Annotated in this window: 15 protein-coding genes; 9 read left to right on the top strand and 6 right to left on the bottom strand. The window is 70.2% G+C overall.

Annotated features, from left to right (window positions below; translation table 11 throughout):
- Positions 1–71: 71 nt before the first annotated feature.
- Positions 72–800: a precorrin-6A synthase (deacetylating) gene (gene cobF / locus H5393_RS04630; protein ID WP_182765631.1), complete on the bottom strand. Its 729-nt coding sequence runs from the start codon at positions 798–800 to the stop codon at positions 72–74.
- A 128-nt stretch (positions 801–928) separates the two neighbouring features.
- On the opposite strand from cobF, the gene H5393_RS04625 reads away from it, so the two are divergent.
- From H5393_RS04625 to H5393_RS04605, 5 genes are all read left to right on the top strand, one after another.
- The gene (locus H5393_RS04625) at positions 929–2,017 is read left to right on the top strand and encodes a CdaR family transcriptional regulator (protein WP_255436328.1); all 1,089 of its coding nucleotides are present in this window, start codon (positions 929–931) and stop codon (positions 2,015–2,017) included.
- Positions 2,018–2,172: 155 nt separating this feature from the next.
- Positions 2,173–3,099 (top strand): ACP S-malonyltransferase, encoded by a 927-nt coding sequence (locus H5393_RS04620; RefSeq protein ID WP_182765629.1) that lies wholly within the window; start codon positions 2,173–2,175, stop codon positions 3,097–3,099.
- 4 nt (positions 3,100–3,103) lie between these two features.
- Complete coding sequence (locus H5393_RS04615) at positions 3,104–4,090, top strand: beta-ketoacyl-ACP synthase III (RefSeq protein ID WP_182765628.1); 987 nt, start codon at positions 3,104–3,106, stop codon at positions 4,088–4,090.
- Positions 4,091–4,136: 46 nt separating this feature from the next.
- Positions 4,137–4,382 (top strand): acyl carrier protein, encoded by a 246-nt coding sequence (locus H5393_RS04610; protein WP_143570849.1) that lies wholly within the window; start codon positions 4,137–4,139, stop codon positions 4,380–4,382.
- Positions 4,383–4,519: 137 nt separating this feature from the next.
- Positions 4,520–5,776, top strand: a complete 1,257-nt coding sequence (locus H5393_RS04605; RefSeq protein ID WP_182765627.1) for a beta-ketoacyl synthase — start codon at positions 4,520–4,522, stop codon at positions 5,774–5,776.
- 69 nt (positions 5,777–5,845) lie between these two features.
- Here the strand turns inward: H5393_RS04605 and H5393_RS04600 are convergent, their stop codons facing one another.
- Positions 5,846–6,361, bottom strand: a complete 516-nt coding sequence (locus H5393_RS04600; RefSeq protein ID WP_255436253.1) for a DUF3145 domain-containing protein — start codon at positions 6,359–6,361, stop codon at positions 5,846–5,848.
- 118 nt (positions 6,362–6,479) lie between these two features.
- On the opposite strand from H5393_RS04600, the gene H5393_RS04595 reads away from it, so the two are divergent.
- The 4 genes from H5393_RS04595 (at position 6,480) to H5393_RS04580 (ending at position 13,086) form a co-directional block, all read left to right on the top strand.
- The gene (locus H5393_RS04595; RefSeq protein ID WP_182765626.1) at positions 6,480–8,318 is read left to right on the top strand and encodes a S9 family peptidase; all 1,839 of its coding nucleotides are present in this window, start codon (positions 6,480–6,482) and stop codon (positions 8,316–8,318) included.
- Between the two features lie 79 nt (positions 8,319–8,397).
- The gene (locus H5393_RS04590; RefSeq protein WP_182765625.1) at positions 8,398–10,386 is read left to right on the top strand and encodes an AAA family ATPase; all 1,989 of its coding nucleotides are present in this window, start codon (positions 8,398–8,400) and stop codon (positions 10,384–10,386) included.
- 41 nt (positions 10,387–10,427) lie between these two features.
- Positions 10,428–11,228 carry a hypothetical protein gene (locus tag H5393_RS04585; protein ID WP_182763475.1) on the top strand — a complete coding sequence of 267 codons (801 nt, stop codon included), beginning with the start codon at positions 10,428–10,430 and terminating at the stop codon, positions 11,226–11,228.
- Positions 11,229–11,241: 13 nt separating this feature from the next.
- On the top strand, positions 11,242–13,086 hold the full coding sequence (locus H5393_RS04580; RefSeq protein ID WP_182765623.1) for a patatin-like phospholipase family protein: 1,845 nt from the start codon (positions 11,242–11,244) through the stop codon (positions 13,084–13,086).
- A 9-nt stretch (positions 13,087–13,095) separates the two neighbouring features.
- Here H5393_RS04580 and H5393_RS04575 read toward each other — a convergent pair whose 3' ends face one another.
- Genes H5393_RS04575 through H5393_RS04560 form a run of 4 tightly spaced genes read right to left on the bottom strand, consistent with a single transcriptional unit; the run spans position 13,096 to position 16,734 of the window.
- On the bottom strand, positions 13,096–13,785 hold the full coding sequence (locus H5393_RS04575) for a YggS family pyridoxal phosphate-dependent enzyme (protein ID WP_182765805.1): 690 nt from the start codon (positions 13,783–13,785) through the stop codon (positions 13,096–13,098).
- Positions 13,782–14,738, bottom strand: a complete 957-nt coding sequence (locus tag H5393_RS04570) for a VWA domain-containing protein (RefSeq protein ID WP_182765804.1) — start codon at positions 14,736–14,738, stop codon at positions 13,782–13,784. The genes H5393_RS04575 and H5393_RS04570 overlap by 4 nt, the downstream gene beginning before the upstream one ends.
- Positions 14,738–15,715: a VWA domain-containing protein gene (locus tag H5393_RS04565; RefSeq protein WP_182765622.1), complete on the bottom strand. Its 978-nt coding sequence runs from the start codon at positions 15,713–15,715 to the stop codon at positions 14,738–14,740. The genes H5393_RS04570 and H5393_RS04565 overlap by 1 nt, the downstream gene beginning before the upstream one ends.
- Positions 15,712–16,734 carry a DUF58 domain-containing protein gene (locus H5393_RS04560; protein WP_182765803.1) on the bottom strand — a complete coding sequence of 341 codons (1,023 nt, stop codon included), beginning with the start codon at positions 16,732–16,734 and terminating at the stop codon, positions 15,712–15,714. The genes H5393_RS04565 and H5393_RS04560 overlap by 4 nt, the downstream gene beginning before the upstream one ends.
- Between the last annotated feature and the right edge of the window lie 7 nt (positions 16,735–16,741).

The following is a 16,741-nucleotide window of genomic DNA, read 5'->3' as shown; positions in this document are numbered from 1 at the left end:
CGTTGACGGACAAAAGCTAGCAACCTGCGGGCCCGCCCGGGGGCGAATTCACCGTCGTGTCGCGCAGCGTTTCAGGCAGGCAGGCGGAGGAGGTAGGTGTCGTGCACCCATCCGTGATGCTGCTGGAGTTGGGCGCGCAGCGCCGAGATCTCGTCGATGACCTTCGCCAATGGGCCGTTGGCGAGCACTTCGTCATCCGAGCCGAGGTAGGCCCCCCAGTAGATCTCCAGGTCCGGGAACTCCGCGACGAGCCCACGACAGGCCAGCGCCGGGTCCTCGAACACCACGACGTCACCCAGGTCCGGGCGGTATTCGGCCAATAGGCGCTCACCGGTGGTGAGATGCACGGGCGCACCGTGCAGCGCCAGTTGGTGGGCCGCGGCGAGCACCTGGAGGGCGCTCACCCCCGGGATGACCTTCACCTGCAGGGACATGGAGGCGCGCAGTGCGTCGATCACGCGCAGGATCGAGTCGTACAGCGCCGGGTCCCCCCAGGCGAGGAAACCGACGACCGTGCCGTCCGGCAGGCCGCTGATGATCTGCACGTAGGTGGCCAGCCGCGCGGCGTCGAGGTCGTCGTCGGGGTGCTGGTGGGCGGGGTCGAGCACCGTGATGATGCGGTGCGCGTGCCGCACGTGCCTGCGGATCAGTTCGCTGCGGCGCCAGACGAGATCCGAGCGGTCCTCCCGGTGATCCGCCACCACGAAGGCATCGACGCGGTTCATCGCCTCGACGGCGTCCAGCGTCAGCTGGCCGAAACCGCCGGGACCCATGCCGATGACCAATACCTCGTGACTCACGGGGACCACCCTAGCGACACCACTAGGCTGGCCGGATGGATCCCCGTCCCGGCACCGCCCCTGCGCTCATCTCGTCTGCACGTGCACGCTCAGGGTTGCTGAAACGGCTCGCCGGCGCCACGTCCGAGATGAACACGGCGACGCTGACCGCCCTGGTGGCACGCCACGAGTGGTTCGGACAGCTGGACGCGGAGTCGCGCTCCTGGATCGGTGTCCTCGCCCGCTCCGGCATCGACGGGTTCGTGACCTGGTTCTCGGGCGAACCCTTCGTGCCCGAATCCGTCTTCGACGCCGCCCCCCGCGCCATGGCCCGTCGCATCTCGCTGCAGCAGACGGTGGACCTCGTCCGCACCACGACGGAGGTGGTGGAGGAGCAGATCCAGCACCTCCTCCCCCGCGGCGACCGCCAGCCGCTCCAATTCGGCATCGTCCACTACTCGCGGGAGATCGCCTTCGCGGCCGCCGCCATCTACGCGCGCGCCGCCGAGGCCCGCGGCGCCTGGGATTCCCGCATCGAGGCCACCATCGTCGACGCCGTAGTACGGGCCGAGACCGACGAATCCGTCATGTCGCGGGCCTCGACGCTGGGCTGGGACACGGATTCGAAGGTCGCCGTCGCCATCGGTGGCGCGCCGGAGACCGACGTGCTCGACGGCCTGCGCCGCGCCGCGGCGAAACTCTCGTTGGAAGTGTTGGCCGCGCCGCAGGGCGACCGCCTCGTGTGCATCTTCGGCGGCGACCGGGTCAGTGACCCGGTGGAGGCCTGCGAGCGGATCAGCCAGCTGGAGGAGCATTTCGCGCCGGGCCCCGTCGTCGTCGGCCCCACCGTCGAGAACCTCGCCGGTGCGCCCAAGTCGGCCCGCGCAGCAGCCTCCGGGTACCGCGCCGCCAAGGCCTGGCCGGAGGGCCCCACCACTCTGTTGTCCGAGGACCTGCTCCCCGAGCGTGCGCTGGCCGGCGACGGCCACGCCCGCCGCATCCTGTCCGGCGAGATCTACCCCTCGTTGGCCGCCAGCAAGGAACTCCTCGAGACGTGCGTCGGGTTCCTCGACTGCGGCTCATCGATGGAGGCCACGGCCCGTGCGCTCTTCGTGCACCCCAACACCGTGCGGTACCGCCTCAAGCGCATCCAGGACGTGACCGGCTACAACCCGGCGGATCCGCGCGAGGCCTACGTGCTGCGGCTGGCCATCACCCTCGGCCGCCTCCACGGCTGAATCACCGCCGCGCAATTCACCGCTACCGACAACGCTTCCCCTCGCCACCGCGCGTGCGGGCCGACATGGTGTTGTCGGGAAGTGACAACGGCCGTACGGGGATTTTCGTGACATTCGATCCCGCCTCCCGGACGGCGAGCAGGCAGGGTTGTCATGTGCTTGTGATCGTCGCGCCCGGACAGGGTGCCCAGACCCCCGGATTCCTCGCCCCCTGGATTGCCGACCCCGCGCTCGCTGAGCAGTTGGCGCGGCTGTCCGAGGTGAGCGGCATCGACCTCGCCCACTACGGGACAGAGGCCGACGCCGACACCATCCGCGACACCGCCATCGCCCAGCCCCTCCTGGTCGCCTCGGCGCTGCTGAGCGGCCGGGCGCTGCTCGGCGACGACGCGACCACGGTGGGCATGCTCGCCGGGCACTCCGTCGGCGAACTGGCCGCCATGGCGCTGGCCGGTGCCATCACCGACGAGGACGCGCTCGTGCTGGTGCGCGAGCGGGGCAGGGCCATGGCGGAGGCCTCCGCCGCGCGGCCCACCTCCATGACCGCCGTCATCGGCGGCGACCGCGACGAGGTGCTGGCCGCCATCGAGGCCGCAGGTCTCACCCCGGCGAACAACAACGGTTCGGGCCAGATAGTGGCCGCGGGCACCGTCGAGCAACTCGAGGAACTCGCCGCCAACGCCCCGAAGCGAGCCCGGCTGTTCCCCCTGAGCGTGGCGGGCGCCTTCCACACCGTGCACATGGAGCCCGCCGTCGCCCACCTCACCTCCGTGGCCGCGGGCGTGACCCCCGGTGAGCCCGTGACAGCCCTGCTGTCGAACCGGGACGGGGCCGTCGTCGGCTCGGGCGCCGACGCGCTGCAGCGGATGGTCAACCAGGTGGCCAACCCCGTGCGCTGGGACCTCTGCATGGAGGCCATGGCCGGGCGCGGCGTCACCGGGCTGCTCGAACTCACCCCCGCCGGCACCCTCACAGGCATCGCCAAGCGCAACCTCAAGGGCGTCGAACTGTTCAACCTCAACACCCCAGACCAACTCGACGAGGCACGCAGCTTCGTCCAGAACCACACCGAATCGGAGTGACCCAGTGGCACTGAAGACCGCAACCGGCGCGCAGTACGCGCGAATCCTGGCAGTGGGCGGCGCACGTGGCAGCCGCGTCGTGACCAACGAAGAAATGTGCACGATGATCGACTCCACCCCGGAGTGGATCCAGCAGCGCACCGGCATGACCGAGCGTCGCTGGGCCGCCGACGGTGAGGACGCCGAGACGCTGGGCGTGGAGGCCGCAGCCAAGGCCATCGAGCGCGCCGGGCTCCAGCCGGCCGACATCGACGCCATCATCGTGTCGACGGTGTCCCATTTCATGCAGACCCCTTCGCTGGCCGCCATCATGGCCGCGAAGCTGGGCATGCCCGCCCCCGCCGCGTTCGACATCTCGGCCGCCTGCGCGGGCTTCTGCTACGGCGTCGGCATCGCTGAAGGACTCGTCCGCTCCGGCTCCGCGAAGAACGTCCTCGTCCTGGGCGTCGAGGTCCTCTCTCGCTACACCAACATCGAGGACCGCTCCACCGCGTTCCTGTTCTCCGACGGCGCCGGCGCGGTTGTCATCGGGCCCTCCGACGAACCGGCCATCGGCCCCACCGTGTGGGGATCCAAGCCCGAGGCGCACGACGTCATCGAGATCGACGACTGGCGCACCATCGAGGCCGGCAGCACACCCCACATCCACATGGATGGCCGTGAGGTCTTCAAGTGGGCGACCGGCTCCATCGTCGAGAAGGCCGTGGAGACCCTCGAAGCCTCGGGCCTGACGCCCGAAGAGCTCGACTGCTTCATCCCCCACCAGGCCAACAACCGGATCACCGATTCGATGTTGCGTCACCTCAAGCTGCCCGAGGACGTCGTGGTCGGCCGCGACATCATCCGCATGGGCAATTCGTCTGCGGCTTCGGTTCCGCTGGCGATGGAGGCCCTGCTCGAGTCCGGGCAGGCCAAGAGTGGGGACAGCGCTCTGATCATCGGTTTCGGCGCGGGCCTCGTGTTCGCAGGCCAGACCGTCATCCTGCCCTGACCCCTACACTCAACCCATTCCCACCACCAGAAAGTAAGGAGCCATCATGGCCAGCACTGAAGAGATCCGCGCCGGTATCGCCGAGGTCGTCAACGACATCAACGGCAACGCGGTCGAGGACGTGACCCAGGACAAGTCGTTCGTCGACGACCTCGGTGTCGACTCCCTGTCGATGCTCGAGATCATCAACGACCTCCAGGACAAGTTCGACATGGAGATCCCCGACGAGGACGCCAAGAACCTCAAGACCGTGGGCGACGCTGTCGCCTACATCGAGCGCGGCGCCAACTGACGACGTAGAACCCCGTGAGAGGCCGGTTCCCGGTTTCTCACGGGGTGCACCAACCGGGTGCTGGGTGTCCCGTGAGACGCCGGCTCTGACCCCGCTCCCCTCTCACCCCAACTCATCCCCCGCCTCTGAGGAGAAACATGTCCGACGCGATTGTGATCACTGGCATCGGCGCCACCACGCCGCTGGGCGGCGACGTCGCCAGCACCTGGGAAGGCCTCCTGGCAGGCCGGTCGGGCGTCACCGCCCTCGATGAGGAATGGGCGCAGGACCTCCCCTCCCGCATCGCAGCCAAGGTCGCCGTCGACCCGAGCGAGGTCATCGAGCGGGTCGAGGCGCGCAAGCTCGACCGCTCCACGCAGCTCGTGCTCGTCGCCGGCCTCGCGGCCTGGGCCGACGCCGGCTTCGGTCTGGGCGAGGACAACCCGGTGGACCGCGACCGGTTGGGCGTCGTCTGCGCCACCGGCATCGGCGGTCTCCAGTCGCTGCTCGGCAACTGGGACGGCATGCGCGACAAGGGCCTGCGCGGCGTGTCCCCCTTCACCATCCCCATGCTGATGGCCAACGCCCCGGCCGCCAACCTCGGCCTGAAGCTCGGCGCCCGCGCCGGCATCCACACCCCCGTGTCCGCCTGCGCGTCGTCCAACGAGGCGATCGCCTGGGGCATGGACATGCTCCGGCTGGGCCGGGCGGACATCGTCGTGGTGGGCGGCGGCGAGGCCGTCATCCATCCGCTGCCGCTGGGCGCGTTCGCCAAGATGCAGGCGCTCTCGCGCCGCAACGACGAGCCCACGCGCGCCTCGCGTCCCTGGGACGTGGACCGCGACGGCTTCGTGCTCGCCGAAGGTGCCGCCATCATGGTGCTGGAGCGCCTCGATGCGGCCAAGGCCCGCGGGGCGAAGATCTACGGCACCGTGCGCGGTGCGGGCATGTCCGCCGACGGCCACGACCTGGTGCAGCCGGACCCGGACGGCTACGGCCAGTCCCTCGCCATGACCCGTGGCCTCCAGGAAGCCGGCCTGACGCCGGCCGAGATCGTGCACATCAACGCCCACGGCACCTCGACCCCTCAGGGCGACGTGACGGAGGCGGGCTCGATCCGCAAGGCGCTGGGCAGCCACGTCGACCATGTCGTGGTGAACTCCACCAAGTCGATGACCGGCCACCTGCTCGGTGGCGCCGGTGCGCTCGAGACCCTGGCCACGGTGCTGTCGCTGAAGAACCGCATCGTGCCGGGCACCATCAACGTCGACAACATCGAGCCCGATCTGGGGATCGACGTGGCCACGGAGAACCGCACGCTGCCCGAGGGTGACCTCGCCGCCGTGAACAACTCGTTCGGCTTCGGCGGCCACAACGTGGCCATCGTGGTGAGCAACGAGAACATCACCGACTGACCTCCTGCTGAACCAGTTCGGGCCTGTGCGGCGAAAGCTGCACAGGCCCGAACTGTTCGCTGTCCAGGGTCAGACGACCTGGTGCAGCCAGCGCACGGGGGAATTCTCGGCGGCGTAGCGGAAGACGTCGAGTTCCTCGTCCCAGGGAACGCCGAGCAGCCTGTCGAGCGCGTGGTGGAGGGGCTCGCCGCCCAGGGCGTCGTTCGCCAAGGCGTGGCGCAGGCGGTCCTCGGGCACGAGGATGTCGCCGTGCACACCCACCTGGGCCGTGAAGGCTCCGAGCGAGGGGGTGAAGCAGTATCGCTGGCCGTCCGAGCCCGCCGTCGGTTCCTCGGTCACCTCGAAGCGCAGGTGTCCGATCTGCGCCAGGGTCGACGACAGCACGGCGCCGGAGCCGACGTTGCCCGCCCAGGAGTATTCGGAGCGACGCGCGCCCGCCTCTGCGGGCTGCTGCGTCCAGGAGAGTTCAATGCGGCGGCCGAGCGCCGACCCGAGGGCCCATTCGATGTGCGGGCACAGCGCGGCAGACGCGGAATGGATGAGGATCATCCCCTGCGCCTGGCTACCGGTGTGACGAGCGTTCATCTCGGTTGTACCTCCTGGTTGGGCTGGATTGCCTTCCCCTGCGATCGAGCCCAGCCAGGCGGTGTGCCCCCATTGTGCCCAGGTTTCCAAGCGACACGCAATGCGATAGACAAGACCCATGCGTGCGAGCCTCGAATCCGTACTGAACTACCCGGACGCCATCTCCCAGGTGCAGGCCACCAGGAACGGTGTGCTGTGGCTCGCCACGATCGCCGCTGAGGACGGCCGCGTCACCGTGCGGCAGCGCAGCCACGACGGCGCGGTCAGCGATCTGACCCCGGAGGCCAACGTCCGCTCCCGCACCATGGAGTACGGCGGCGGTGCCTACTCGGCCAACCGCGAACTCCTCGTCTACTGCGACGACCGCACCCGCCGCGTCTGGCTGCTCGACGCCGACGGCACCCGGCGGCCCCTCACCCCGGCGGATTCCCAGTACGTCTACGGGGGCCTGCACCTCAGCGTGGCCAACGGTTTCGTCCTCGCCGTACGCGAGGACCACTCTGCTGAACCCGAGCCCCGCACCGAGATCGTCACCCTCAGCCTGGACGACGACCAGCCGGACGCCGGGCGGGTCATCGCCACGGGCGCCGACTTCTACGCGGGGCCGACGGTGGCGGGGCACTTCGTCGCCTGGTACCAGTGGAACCACCCGGCCATGAGCTGGGACACCGCGGAGGTGTGGCGGGCGCCCATCGGCGACTGGTGGGACGCCGACCTGCTCTACGGGCGCGAGGACGTGTCCGCCCAGCACCCCGTCGGTCTCCCCGAGCTGGAGGCGTGCGCCTACGTCACCGACGAGTCCGGATTCTGGAACTGGCGCGTGCACCACGGCAACGAGTGGCGGGTGGACCGCGACTGCGCCGGCCCCACCTGGGTGCTCAACCGGCCCGTCGCGGCCGTCACGCGCGACAACACGCTGGCAACGGTCCAGTACATCGACGGCAAGGGCACTCTCGCCCTCTGGAACGTCGAGACCGGCGAAGTGACCGAGCCGCTGGTGGGCACCACCGACATCGAATCCATCGCCGCGTACGGCGACTGCCTCTATGTCGTGGCCGAATGGGCTGACCGGCCTGCCACGCTCGTCGAGTTGCGCTCCGGTGGCGGCAACCTCGCGCTCGCGGGGCCGCCAGGCATCGCGGAGGAGTTCGTGGCCGCCCCTTCCGCCATCTGGGCGGAGGGCCCCGCCGGTCCGGTGCACTCCTGGCTGTACCGCCCCGAGCTCACCAACCCGCCCCTGATCGTGCTCACACATGGCGGCCCGACGTCGATGGCCACCGCCTCCTACAACGCCGCCACCCAGTTCTGGGTGTCGCGCGGGTTCGCGGTGCTGGATGTGAACTACTCCGGCTCAACGGGGTTCGGCCGGGAGTACCGCAACCGCCTGCGCGGGCGCTGGGGCGACCTCGACGTCGACGACGTGGCCGCCGCCGTCCGCGAGGTCACCGGCCAGGGGCTGGCAGACCCCGCCCGCGTCGCGATCACCGGCGGCAGCGCCGGCGGCTTCACGACGCTGCGCTCGCTCACCACCACCGACGTCTACGCCGCGGGCGTCAGCCGGTACGGCATCGGGTACCTGCCCACGCTGGCCACCGACACCCACAAGGCGGAGTCGCGCTACCTCGACGGCCTGATCGCCCCGTGGCCGGAGGGCCGCGACCTCTACGAGGAACGCTCCCCCATCAACCACCTCGACAACCTGAGCACCCCCATGCTGGTGCTCCAGGGCCGCGACGACAAGGTGGTGCCGCCCGCCCAGGCGGAGCAGCTCGCCGACGCCGTGCGTGCCAAGGGCCTTCCGCTGGCGCTCGTGATGTTCGACGGCGAGGGCCACGGCTTCCGGGGCATGGCCGCGCGGCGTGCGGCTCTCGAAGCTCAGGTCTCCTTCCTGGAGCAGGTCTTCGGCATGCGCCACAGTAGCGACGTGCCGGTGCTGGAGATCGAGAACCTCGACTGACCCTGTCCTTGTCGGTTCGGCAGTGCCTTCCCTTCTCCCCGTGGGGCGTGGATAATCCCCACAAGGGGCAGGGGGGAACATGCTGCAACGTCCGGAGGAACCACGCGTCCTGGCGGCAGTCAGGCAGGAGCTCGCCGGCACGCACGACGCCGTCGTCGCGCAGCAGGCGGGCGGCGCGCCCCCACTGCACGAGGTGCTGCGGGACCCTGAGGTCCTGGCCACGCTGCTGGAGATGACCCGGGGAACCTGCGCCTACTGCGAACGGCCCGTCGAGGCGCACGGCAGCGATGCGGCGACCACCACGCAGCACCGCCCGGCATGGGGCGCCGTCGGTCTGGACGGTTCGGCCGACCTCGCTGCCTACGGCTGGCTCGCCTACAGCTGGGAGAACCTGTTCCCCGCCTGCCCGGACTGCATCCGCACCCGCGGCACCCGCTTCCCGGTGGTGGGGGCCCGTGCCACGACGCCCGAAGAACTAGTCGACGAGGACGCCCTCCTGCTGGATCCGCTCCTCGACGATCCGGTCATGCATCTGCGGCACGCACCGGACGGCACCGTGCAGCCCCTCACGGAGCGGGGCCGGGTCTCCATCGACCTCCTGGCGCTCAACCGAGAGGCGCTCGTCCGCGCCAGGCGCGCGGTGGGCGAAGGAGAGTGGGACGCCGACGACGAGTCGTTCCGCACGCTGCGTCGACAGACGGGCCGGAGCACGATGCGGCTCGCGATGGCGGAAGCGCCGCCCGTCGGCCCCGAGTTGCCACCGACGCCGAGCCAGGGATACGACCTGAGCTCCGCCGTCGCGGGGCAGGAGCAGTACTTCGGAACGGCGCAGTGGATCGAGCGCGTGGTCATCAGGAACTTCCGGCCCATCCGCGACCTGGACCTCGACTTCTCCAGGTCCACCAGCGGCCGGGGGCCCTGGACGGTGCTGCTCGGCGAGAACGGTTCCGGGAAGAGTTCGGTGCTCCACGCCCTCGCTCTCACGCTGATGGGCGGCGACCAGCGACGCGCCCTGAGCATCGACGCCCGAGCGTACCTGCGGCACGGGGCGCGCAAGGGCTTGGTGCAGGTCTACCTCTCCGGCCGCACCGAACCGCTCGAACTCGCCTGGGCGAAAGGTGACACGGAGTTCACCGGCCCCGAACCCGTCCCCGCCCTGCTGTTGGGGTACGGCGCCACGAGGCTCCTGCCGCGGGGAACGCCACCGGGCCCGGACAACCGGGTGGTGCGGGTCGACAACCTCTTCGACCCACTGCTCCCCCTCACGGACCCCACGGCCTGGCTCCTGACGCTCGACGACGCGACGTTCGGTGATGTCTCCCGTGGCATCCACGGAATGCTCGCGCTGGACCCCTCCTCCGGCCTGGAGCGTCGGCGTGGGCGGGTCATCCTGCGGCAGGGTAGTTCGATCTCCGACCTCGCCTCCCTCAGCGACGGCTACCAGTCCATGGTGGTGATGGCCTGCGACATCCTCCGCAGCGTCCTGCGGCTGTGGAGCCACGCCTCGCTGGCAGAGGGCATCGTCCTGCTCGACGAGATCGGCGCGCACCTGCACCCCCGCTGGCGACTGCGCATCGTCGGCGCCCTCCGTGACCTGCTGCCGCGCGTGCAGTTCGTCGTGACCACGCACGACCCCCTCTGCCTCCGCGGCATCGTCGACGGGGAGGTGGTCGTGGTGCGGCGCAACAACGACGGCGACGTCATCACACTGACCGACCTGCCGCCGGTGACCGGCATGAGCATCGAACAGTTGCTCACCTCGGAACACTTCGGCCTTGGCAGCACCGACGACCCCGAGGTCGCGGAACTGTGGGAGCAGTATTACAGGCTGAAGGCCCTGACGAAGCCCACCGACGAGGAGGCGGCGCGGCTCGAGCGCGTCCGCTCCCGGCTCGACACCCTGGAGCAGCTGGGCACCACCGAGCGTGAACGGCTGCTCCTGGCCTCGGCGGACGACTACATCGCCTCCCGCCGCCAGAGCGGCGACGCGGAGGCACCCACCACGGCTGAGGTCACCGCCCGCCTGACGGCGCTCTGGGATGAACACCTCCCCCGGAGTTGGCGATGAGGCGGGTCAAACGTCCGAAGCCGCCCAAGAGTTCGTCGAGCGTGGAGACGCTCCGGGAGCGCGAGCAGGTCCTGGAGTATTACCAGCGGTGGGACGGCAGGACGCCCTACGCGACCACCGGATTCCGCGCCTACAAGGCCGACGACATCAGGCCCACGCTGACCGAAGCGTTCTTCGGGAAGTGCGCCTACTGCGAGACCTACTACGCCTCCAGCCAGCAGATGGCCATCGAGCACTACCGGCCCAAGGGGGCCGTCACCATCAACGGCACCCTGGTGCCGCCCGGCTACTACTGGCTCGCCAGCGAATGGACCAACCTGCTGCCGTCGTGCACCGACTGCAACAGCGGCCGCAGGCAGGAACTCCCCGGTGCCGAAACGCGCACCGTGGGGAAGGCCAACGCGTTCCCGCTCGCGTCGGAGACCACCCGTGCCACCGCCCCCGGCGAGGAGCGCCGCGAGAAGCGGCTGGTACTGCACCCCTACCTCGACTTTCCGGAGAGGCACCTGACGTTCACCTGGGGCACCGGCACCGTCGAGGACGGCTGGGTCGGGCCACGGCGGGGAAGCAGGAAGGGCGCCGCGACCATCGAGGTCTGCGCCCTGCAGCGTCGCGGCCTCCGTCGTGCCCGGCGCGAGCGGCTGGACCTGCTCCAGGCGCATCTGCGCAGCGCACTGGACGCCCAGCGAAACGTCCAACGCCACCCAGACGACGAGGCCCTCGTGGAACAGTTGCGCCGACGGATCAGCGACATCAGGCAGTTCACCAACGACGACGCACCGTATGCGGCCATGTGCCGTGAAGTGGTCGACGACTTCTTCGAGCATCAACTCGGCATGTGACGACAGGAGCACCATGACCAACGGCTACGGGAACCCCCGCCTCACGTGCGACATCGTGATGAAAGGCGGCATCACCAGCGGCGTGATCTATCCCCGCGCGGTGGCTGAACTCGCCCGCACCTATCGCCTGAGCCAGGTGGGCGGCGCCTCCGCCGGCGCCATCGCCGCCGCGGCCGCAGCGGCCGCCGAGCTGGGGCGGCACACCGGCGGCTTCGAGGAGCTCGACCGGATGCCCGCCGAGCTCGCGGAACCGGGCCCGGGGGGAAGGTCCACGTTGGCGACCTTCTTCCAGCCGACGCGCACCGCCGCGCCTCTGTTCCACGTCCTCTTCGGGGCCGCGGAGGCCACCGGCAACAAGACGTGGGCCATCATCAACGGGCTCCTGCGCCACTTCCCCGCTGCGGCCATCCTGGGGGCGCTGCCCGGGCTGGTGCTCATCGCCCTGGGATGGTTGGGCGACGGCGTCGGCGCCGGGGCCGCGATCGTCGGTGGCGTGCTCGTCCTGCTCGTCGGTGTGGCGGCCGCCGTCGGCTGGGCGGTGCTGCGACGGTTCGGGCGCGTGGCCGCGGACGGCTACGGGATGTGCACCGGGATGCCCGGTGACAACGCGGGTCAGGGCGCCGCGCTCACCCCCTGGCTGCACGCCAAGATCCAGTCGTTGGCCGGCCGCGACCCCGCCGCTCCCCCGGTGACCTTCGGTGACCTGCGACGCGCCGGGGTGACGCTCCGCACGATGACCACGAACCTCACCAGACACCAGCCCATGGCGATGCCCTGGAGCGCCAGGGAGTTCTTCTTCGACCCCGAGGAGTTCCGCGGCCTCTTTCCTGCTGAGGTCGGCGACTGGATGGTCGCGCACCCCGCGCCGGGGGTCACCCCCGTCGCCCAGGAGCATCTCCGGCCGTGGCCGGCCGAGGACGACCTCCCCGTGATCGTCGCAACCAGGATGTCGCTGAGCTTCCCGGTGCTGATCAGCGCGGTACGGCTCTGGGCCGTGGACTACACGGAGCCCGCGAACCAGGAGGCTCCCCGCGAGCAGAGGACCGCGTCGAGCGTCTGGTTCACCGACGGGGGTCTCTGCGCCAACCTCCCCGTCCACTTCTTCGACACGCCGCTGCCGCGGCACCCCACGTTCGCCTTCAACCTGGGCCCGTTCCCACCGGGCCGCGAGAAATCACCAGAGCAGGAGCACAACAGCTACCTGCCGACGAGCAACGTCGGCGGGCTGCAGAGGCCCTGGTTCCCGCTGCCCACCGCCGGGATGGGGGCGTGGCTGTCCTTCGGCGCGCTCATGGTCCACACCGCCCGCGAATGGGTGGACGGGGCCCAGATGGTGATGCCTGGTTACCGCGACCGCATCGTCACCGTGCACCACGACGAGTCCGAGGGCGGCATGAACCTGTCGATGCCGCCCCAGGTGGTATCCGGCCTCGCCGAACGGGGACGGCTCGGTGCCGAGAAACTGGTGCGCACCTTCGCCGGGCCGCAGCCGGGCGTCCTGCCGGCCAAGGGCTGGGACAACCACCGGTGGATCCGGTTCCGGACGGCTGCGGGCGGGCTCGGTCGATGGCTGGTCGCGCTGGAGCGCAACTACCGCGACACCTCCTCCGGAGGCACCCCGTACAGCGAGTTGGCCGGGCCGGGCGCGACGGCTCCGCTGCCGTCCTACCGGCCGAGCGCCGCCGAGCGGGAGGTCATCAACGACCGGGCCGCCGGGATGGTGGCGTTGGCCGACAAGTGGAAGAACAGCGACGCCGGTGCCTCCACTGCGCCGCGCCCCGCGCCGCAACTGAGGCTCGTGCCGGACGACGGCACCGCGTCGGGGCTCGACCTCACTGAGGACGTGGCCGAGGGGTGATCCGCCGGCTCAGGCCGTCAAGCGCGGCCCGAAGACGGCCGTGCCGATGCGCACGCACGTCGAGCCGTGGGCGACTGCAAGCTTGAAGTCGCCCGACATGCCCATGCTGAGTTCGTCGTAGCCACCGCCCAGGGCGTCACGGATCCTGGCCTGCACGTCGAGGAGGTCGCGGAAGCAGGCGGCGACCTCTGCGTCGTCGTCGCTGAAGACCGCCATCGTCATCAGCCCGCGGACGTCCAGCGCCTCGAGGGGCTGCAACTTCCGCGCGAACCCGACGGCGTCCTCAGGCGCGATGCCGGACTTCTGCGCCTCCCCGGAAGTGTTGACCTGCACCAGCACCGGGAGCCGCCTGCCGAGCGCGGCGCAGCGGCGGTTGAGGTTCTCCGCGAGGCTCAGAGAGTCGAGCGACTGGAGTTCTGCGGCGAGTTCCGCCACCGGCTTGGCCTTGTTGGACTGCACGTTCCCGATGATGGCGAACCCGATGCCCTCGTCGGCGAGCTCGGCGTGCTTGCCCACCATCTCCTGCACCCGGTTCTCCCCGAACAGGGTGTAGCCGGCGGCGTGCGCCTCGCGGATCTGGTCCGCGCTTTGGTACTTCGACACCGGCATGATCCGCACCGACGCCGGGTTGCGGCCGGCGGCCCTGGCCACCTCGTCGACTTCGGCGCGGATCCGCTGCAGGTTCTCCGCGATCGTCACGGCCACCTGGCTCCCAGCGAGATGACTCCCAGCGCCGCGAGCACCGCGAAGATGATCGCGAGGCCGGCGTAGCGGTCCGTCACCTCAGCGGGCACCCGCTCGGTGCCGACGGACTGCCGGATGGCGTCGTAGACCTCGTCCAACTGACCGGCGGATTCCGCCGCGTACTTCTTGCCGCCCGAGAGCCTAGCGATCTCACTGAGCTCCCAATGGTCGACGGCCACGCGCTGGCGCTGCCCGTCCTGCTCGACGAAGCCGTTGTCGGTGCCGAACGCGATGGTGTAGACCGGCACGTTCTGTTCCTTGGCCTTCTCCGCGGCGCCGGCCGAGCTGCGTCCGATGTTGGTGGCACCGTCGGAGAGCAGCACGACGGCGGCGGGGGCCACCGCGTCGGGGTCGGACGGGTCCGGCGGCACGAGCTTCAGCGCGTCGAGGCTCTTGTAGACGCCCTCGCCCACCGCAGTCGAGGGCGCGAGCATCAGGGAGTCGATGGCGCGTTGCACCACGCCGCGGTCGATGGTGGGCGGCACGATGAGGTCCGCCGTGCCCGCAAACGAGACGAGGGCCACGTTGAAGCGTTCCGGCAGGGAGTCCACGAACGCCTTGGCCGAATCCTGCGCCGCCTGCAGCCTGTCCGGCTCGACGTCCTGCGCCTCCATGGACCAGGACACGTCGATGGAGACCACGACGGTGGCGCGGTCACGCGGCTTGTCGACATAGTCCTTCGGGATCGCCCAGGCAACGATCAGCGCGGCGAGAGACAGCAGCCCGAGGAGCACGGCCCCGTGCCGCTTCCAGGCGGCGTCCTTGGGCACCACGAAGCGCAGCCGGGAACTCATCGGGCGCGGCTTCGACGTGCGGGCCGACAGCACCACGTACAGGACGGCGATCAGGGGGATGATCACGAGCGCCCACAACCGGTACGGGGCCATGAACTCCATCATCAACGGCATCATCGCGGCCACCTCGCGGCCATGAAGACCGCACCCAGCGCCGCCACGACGGCGAAGCCGAGCGCGATGAACGCATAGGTGGCGGTGATGGGTTTGGCCACGTCCTCGTACCCGATGACCGAGCCGACGTCGCGATAGGCCGTGGCCAGCGCCTCCCTGTCGTCGGCGCCCACGGCACGGGCGCCGGTGATGTCTGCGATCTGTTCAAGCGTGGCCGTGTCCGGCGCGACGTTCTCGCGCTGGCCGTCGATGTCGACGAACCCGTTCTGGGTGCCGTACGCGATGGTGAAGATCGGGATCTCCTCGTTCTTGGCGCGCTTGGCCGGCTCGTCAGGCGTTGGGCCCTCGGTGTTGGTGCCATCTGACAGCATCACGATCATGGCCGGGGCGGGCTCTTCGCCGTCGCCGCCGGGTGGGGCGAGGTCCACCGCGCGCAGGGCGGTGGTGATCGAATCGCCGATGGCGGTGCCGTCGGCCAGTTCCAGTGCGGTGATGGCACGCTCGGTGGCGCCCCGGTCCGTCGTCGGCGGGATGGCGATGGTGGGCCTACCCGACATGGCCACCACGGCGACATTGAAGGAGTCCGGCAGGTCGCGGACGAATTCCACGGCGGCCTGCTTGGCAGCGTCCAGCCTGTTCGGCTCCACGTCCTCAGCCGACATGGAGAGAGACACGTCGACGATCATCACGACGGTGGCGCGCTCGCGCGGCACCTTCTCCGTACCCAGGGGGTTGGCGTACGCCAGACCGAGGGCCACCAGGGAGCACAGCGACATGGCCACGAACACGTGCCGCGTCCACCGACGCTGTGAGCCGACGACGCGGCCCAGCATGCCCGTGTTCGTGAAGCGCAGCGCAACCCGGCCCTTCAGCCGCAGCAGGATCAGGTACACGAGGACCAGCACCGGCAGCAGCGCCAGGGTCCAGAGTCGTCCGGGGTTCGCGAACTCCGGGAGCCAGGACCAGAGCCAGCTCACTTGCTCACCCCCTGCGGGGGCTGGTGCAGCATGCCGGCCACCTTGCGGTAGTGCAGCACGAAGCGCGCGATGTCGGTGACCCAGTCGCGGTCCGTGCGCAGCTGGATGTGGCCGGCGCCGGCCCGGCGCAGCGCGATCTTGATGCGTTCGCGCTGGGCGCGCGTCGCGGCGTCCATGCGGCGCTTGGCCGCGTCGTCGGAGGTGTTGACGTAGCGCGCGAACGAGGTCTCCGGGTCACGGATGAGCATCTCGCCCACGTCCGGGAACTCCAGCTCGTGCCTGTCGATGACCTCGATGCAGAGCACCTGGTTGCGCACCGCCAGCCGACGGATGGCGCGCTCCCACGGGGGCGGCACGTTCGGGTCGAGCTCGGAGTCCCCCGGCGTGAGGAAGTCCGAGACCACCACGCGCATGCCGCGGCGGCGCTGCGAGCGGGTGAGCTGCTCGATGCCGTCCTCCAGCTCGATGGTGCCGGGCGTGTTGTCCGGCACGATCGGCTCCGTGAGGAGCTTGCGCAGCAGCCCGTAGAGCGCGGTGCGCCCGGAGCGGGCGGGCAGCCGCTTGACCTGGTCCGGCAGCATCATCATCCCGCCGAAGCGGTCGCCCATCTTCTGCGAGAGGAACCCGATGGTCGCGATGGCCGCGATGCCGAGGTCGCGCTTGGTGATCCCCTCGGTGCCCCAGTTCATCGACGGCGTGACGTCCAGCAGGGCCCAGACCTCCAGCTCGCGGTCCGCCATCGTGTCGCGCACGTGCGGCACCGTGGTGCGGGCGGTCACGGCCCAGTCCATCTTGCGCACGTCGTCCTGCCCGGGATGGTAGACCCGGGCGTCGTTGGTGTCGGTGCCCGGCCCGGGGAGGAGACCCAGGTGGTCCCCCTGGAGGAAGCCCTCGAGGCGGCGCACGATCGTCAGTTCGAGGCGTCGCAGGGCTGCCTCGGGGGCCAACTTGTTGAGGGGCACCGTCGGCCCGGTGGGCGCGCGCAGCACCGAATATTCGGCCGCCTCAGTGCTGGGCACAGCCAGT

Source organism: Tessaracoccus sp. MC1756 (assembly GCF_014164735.1).
In the GTDB taxonomy this organism is placed as follows: domain Bacteria; phylum Actinomycetota; class Actinomycetes; order Propionibacteriales; family Propionibacteriaceae; genus Arachnia.
This window is presented reverse-complemented; position numbering and strand designations above follow the sequence as displayed.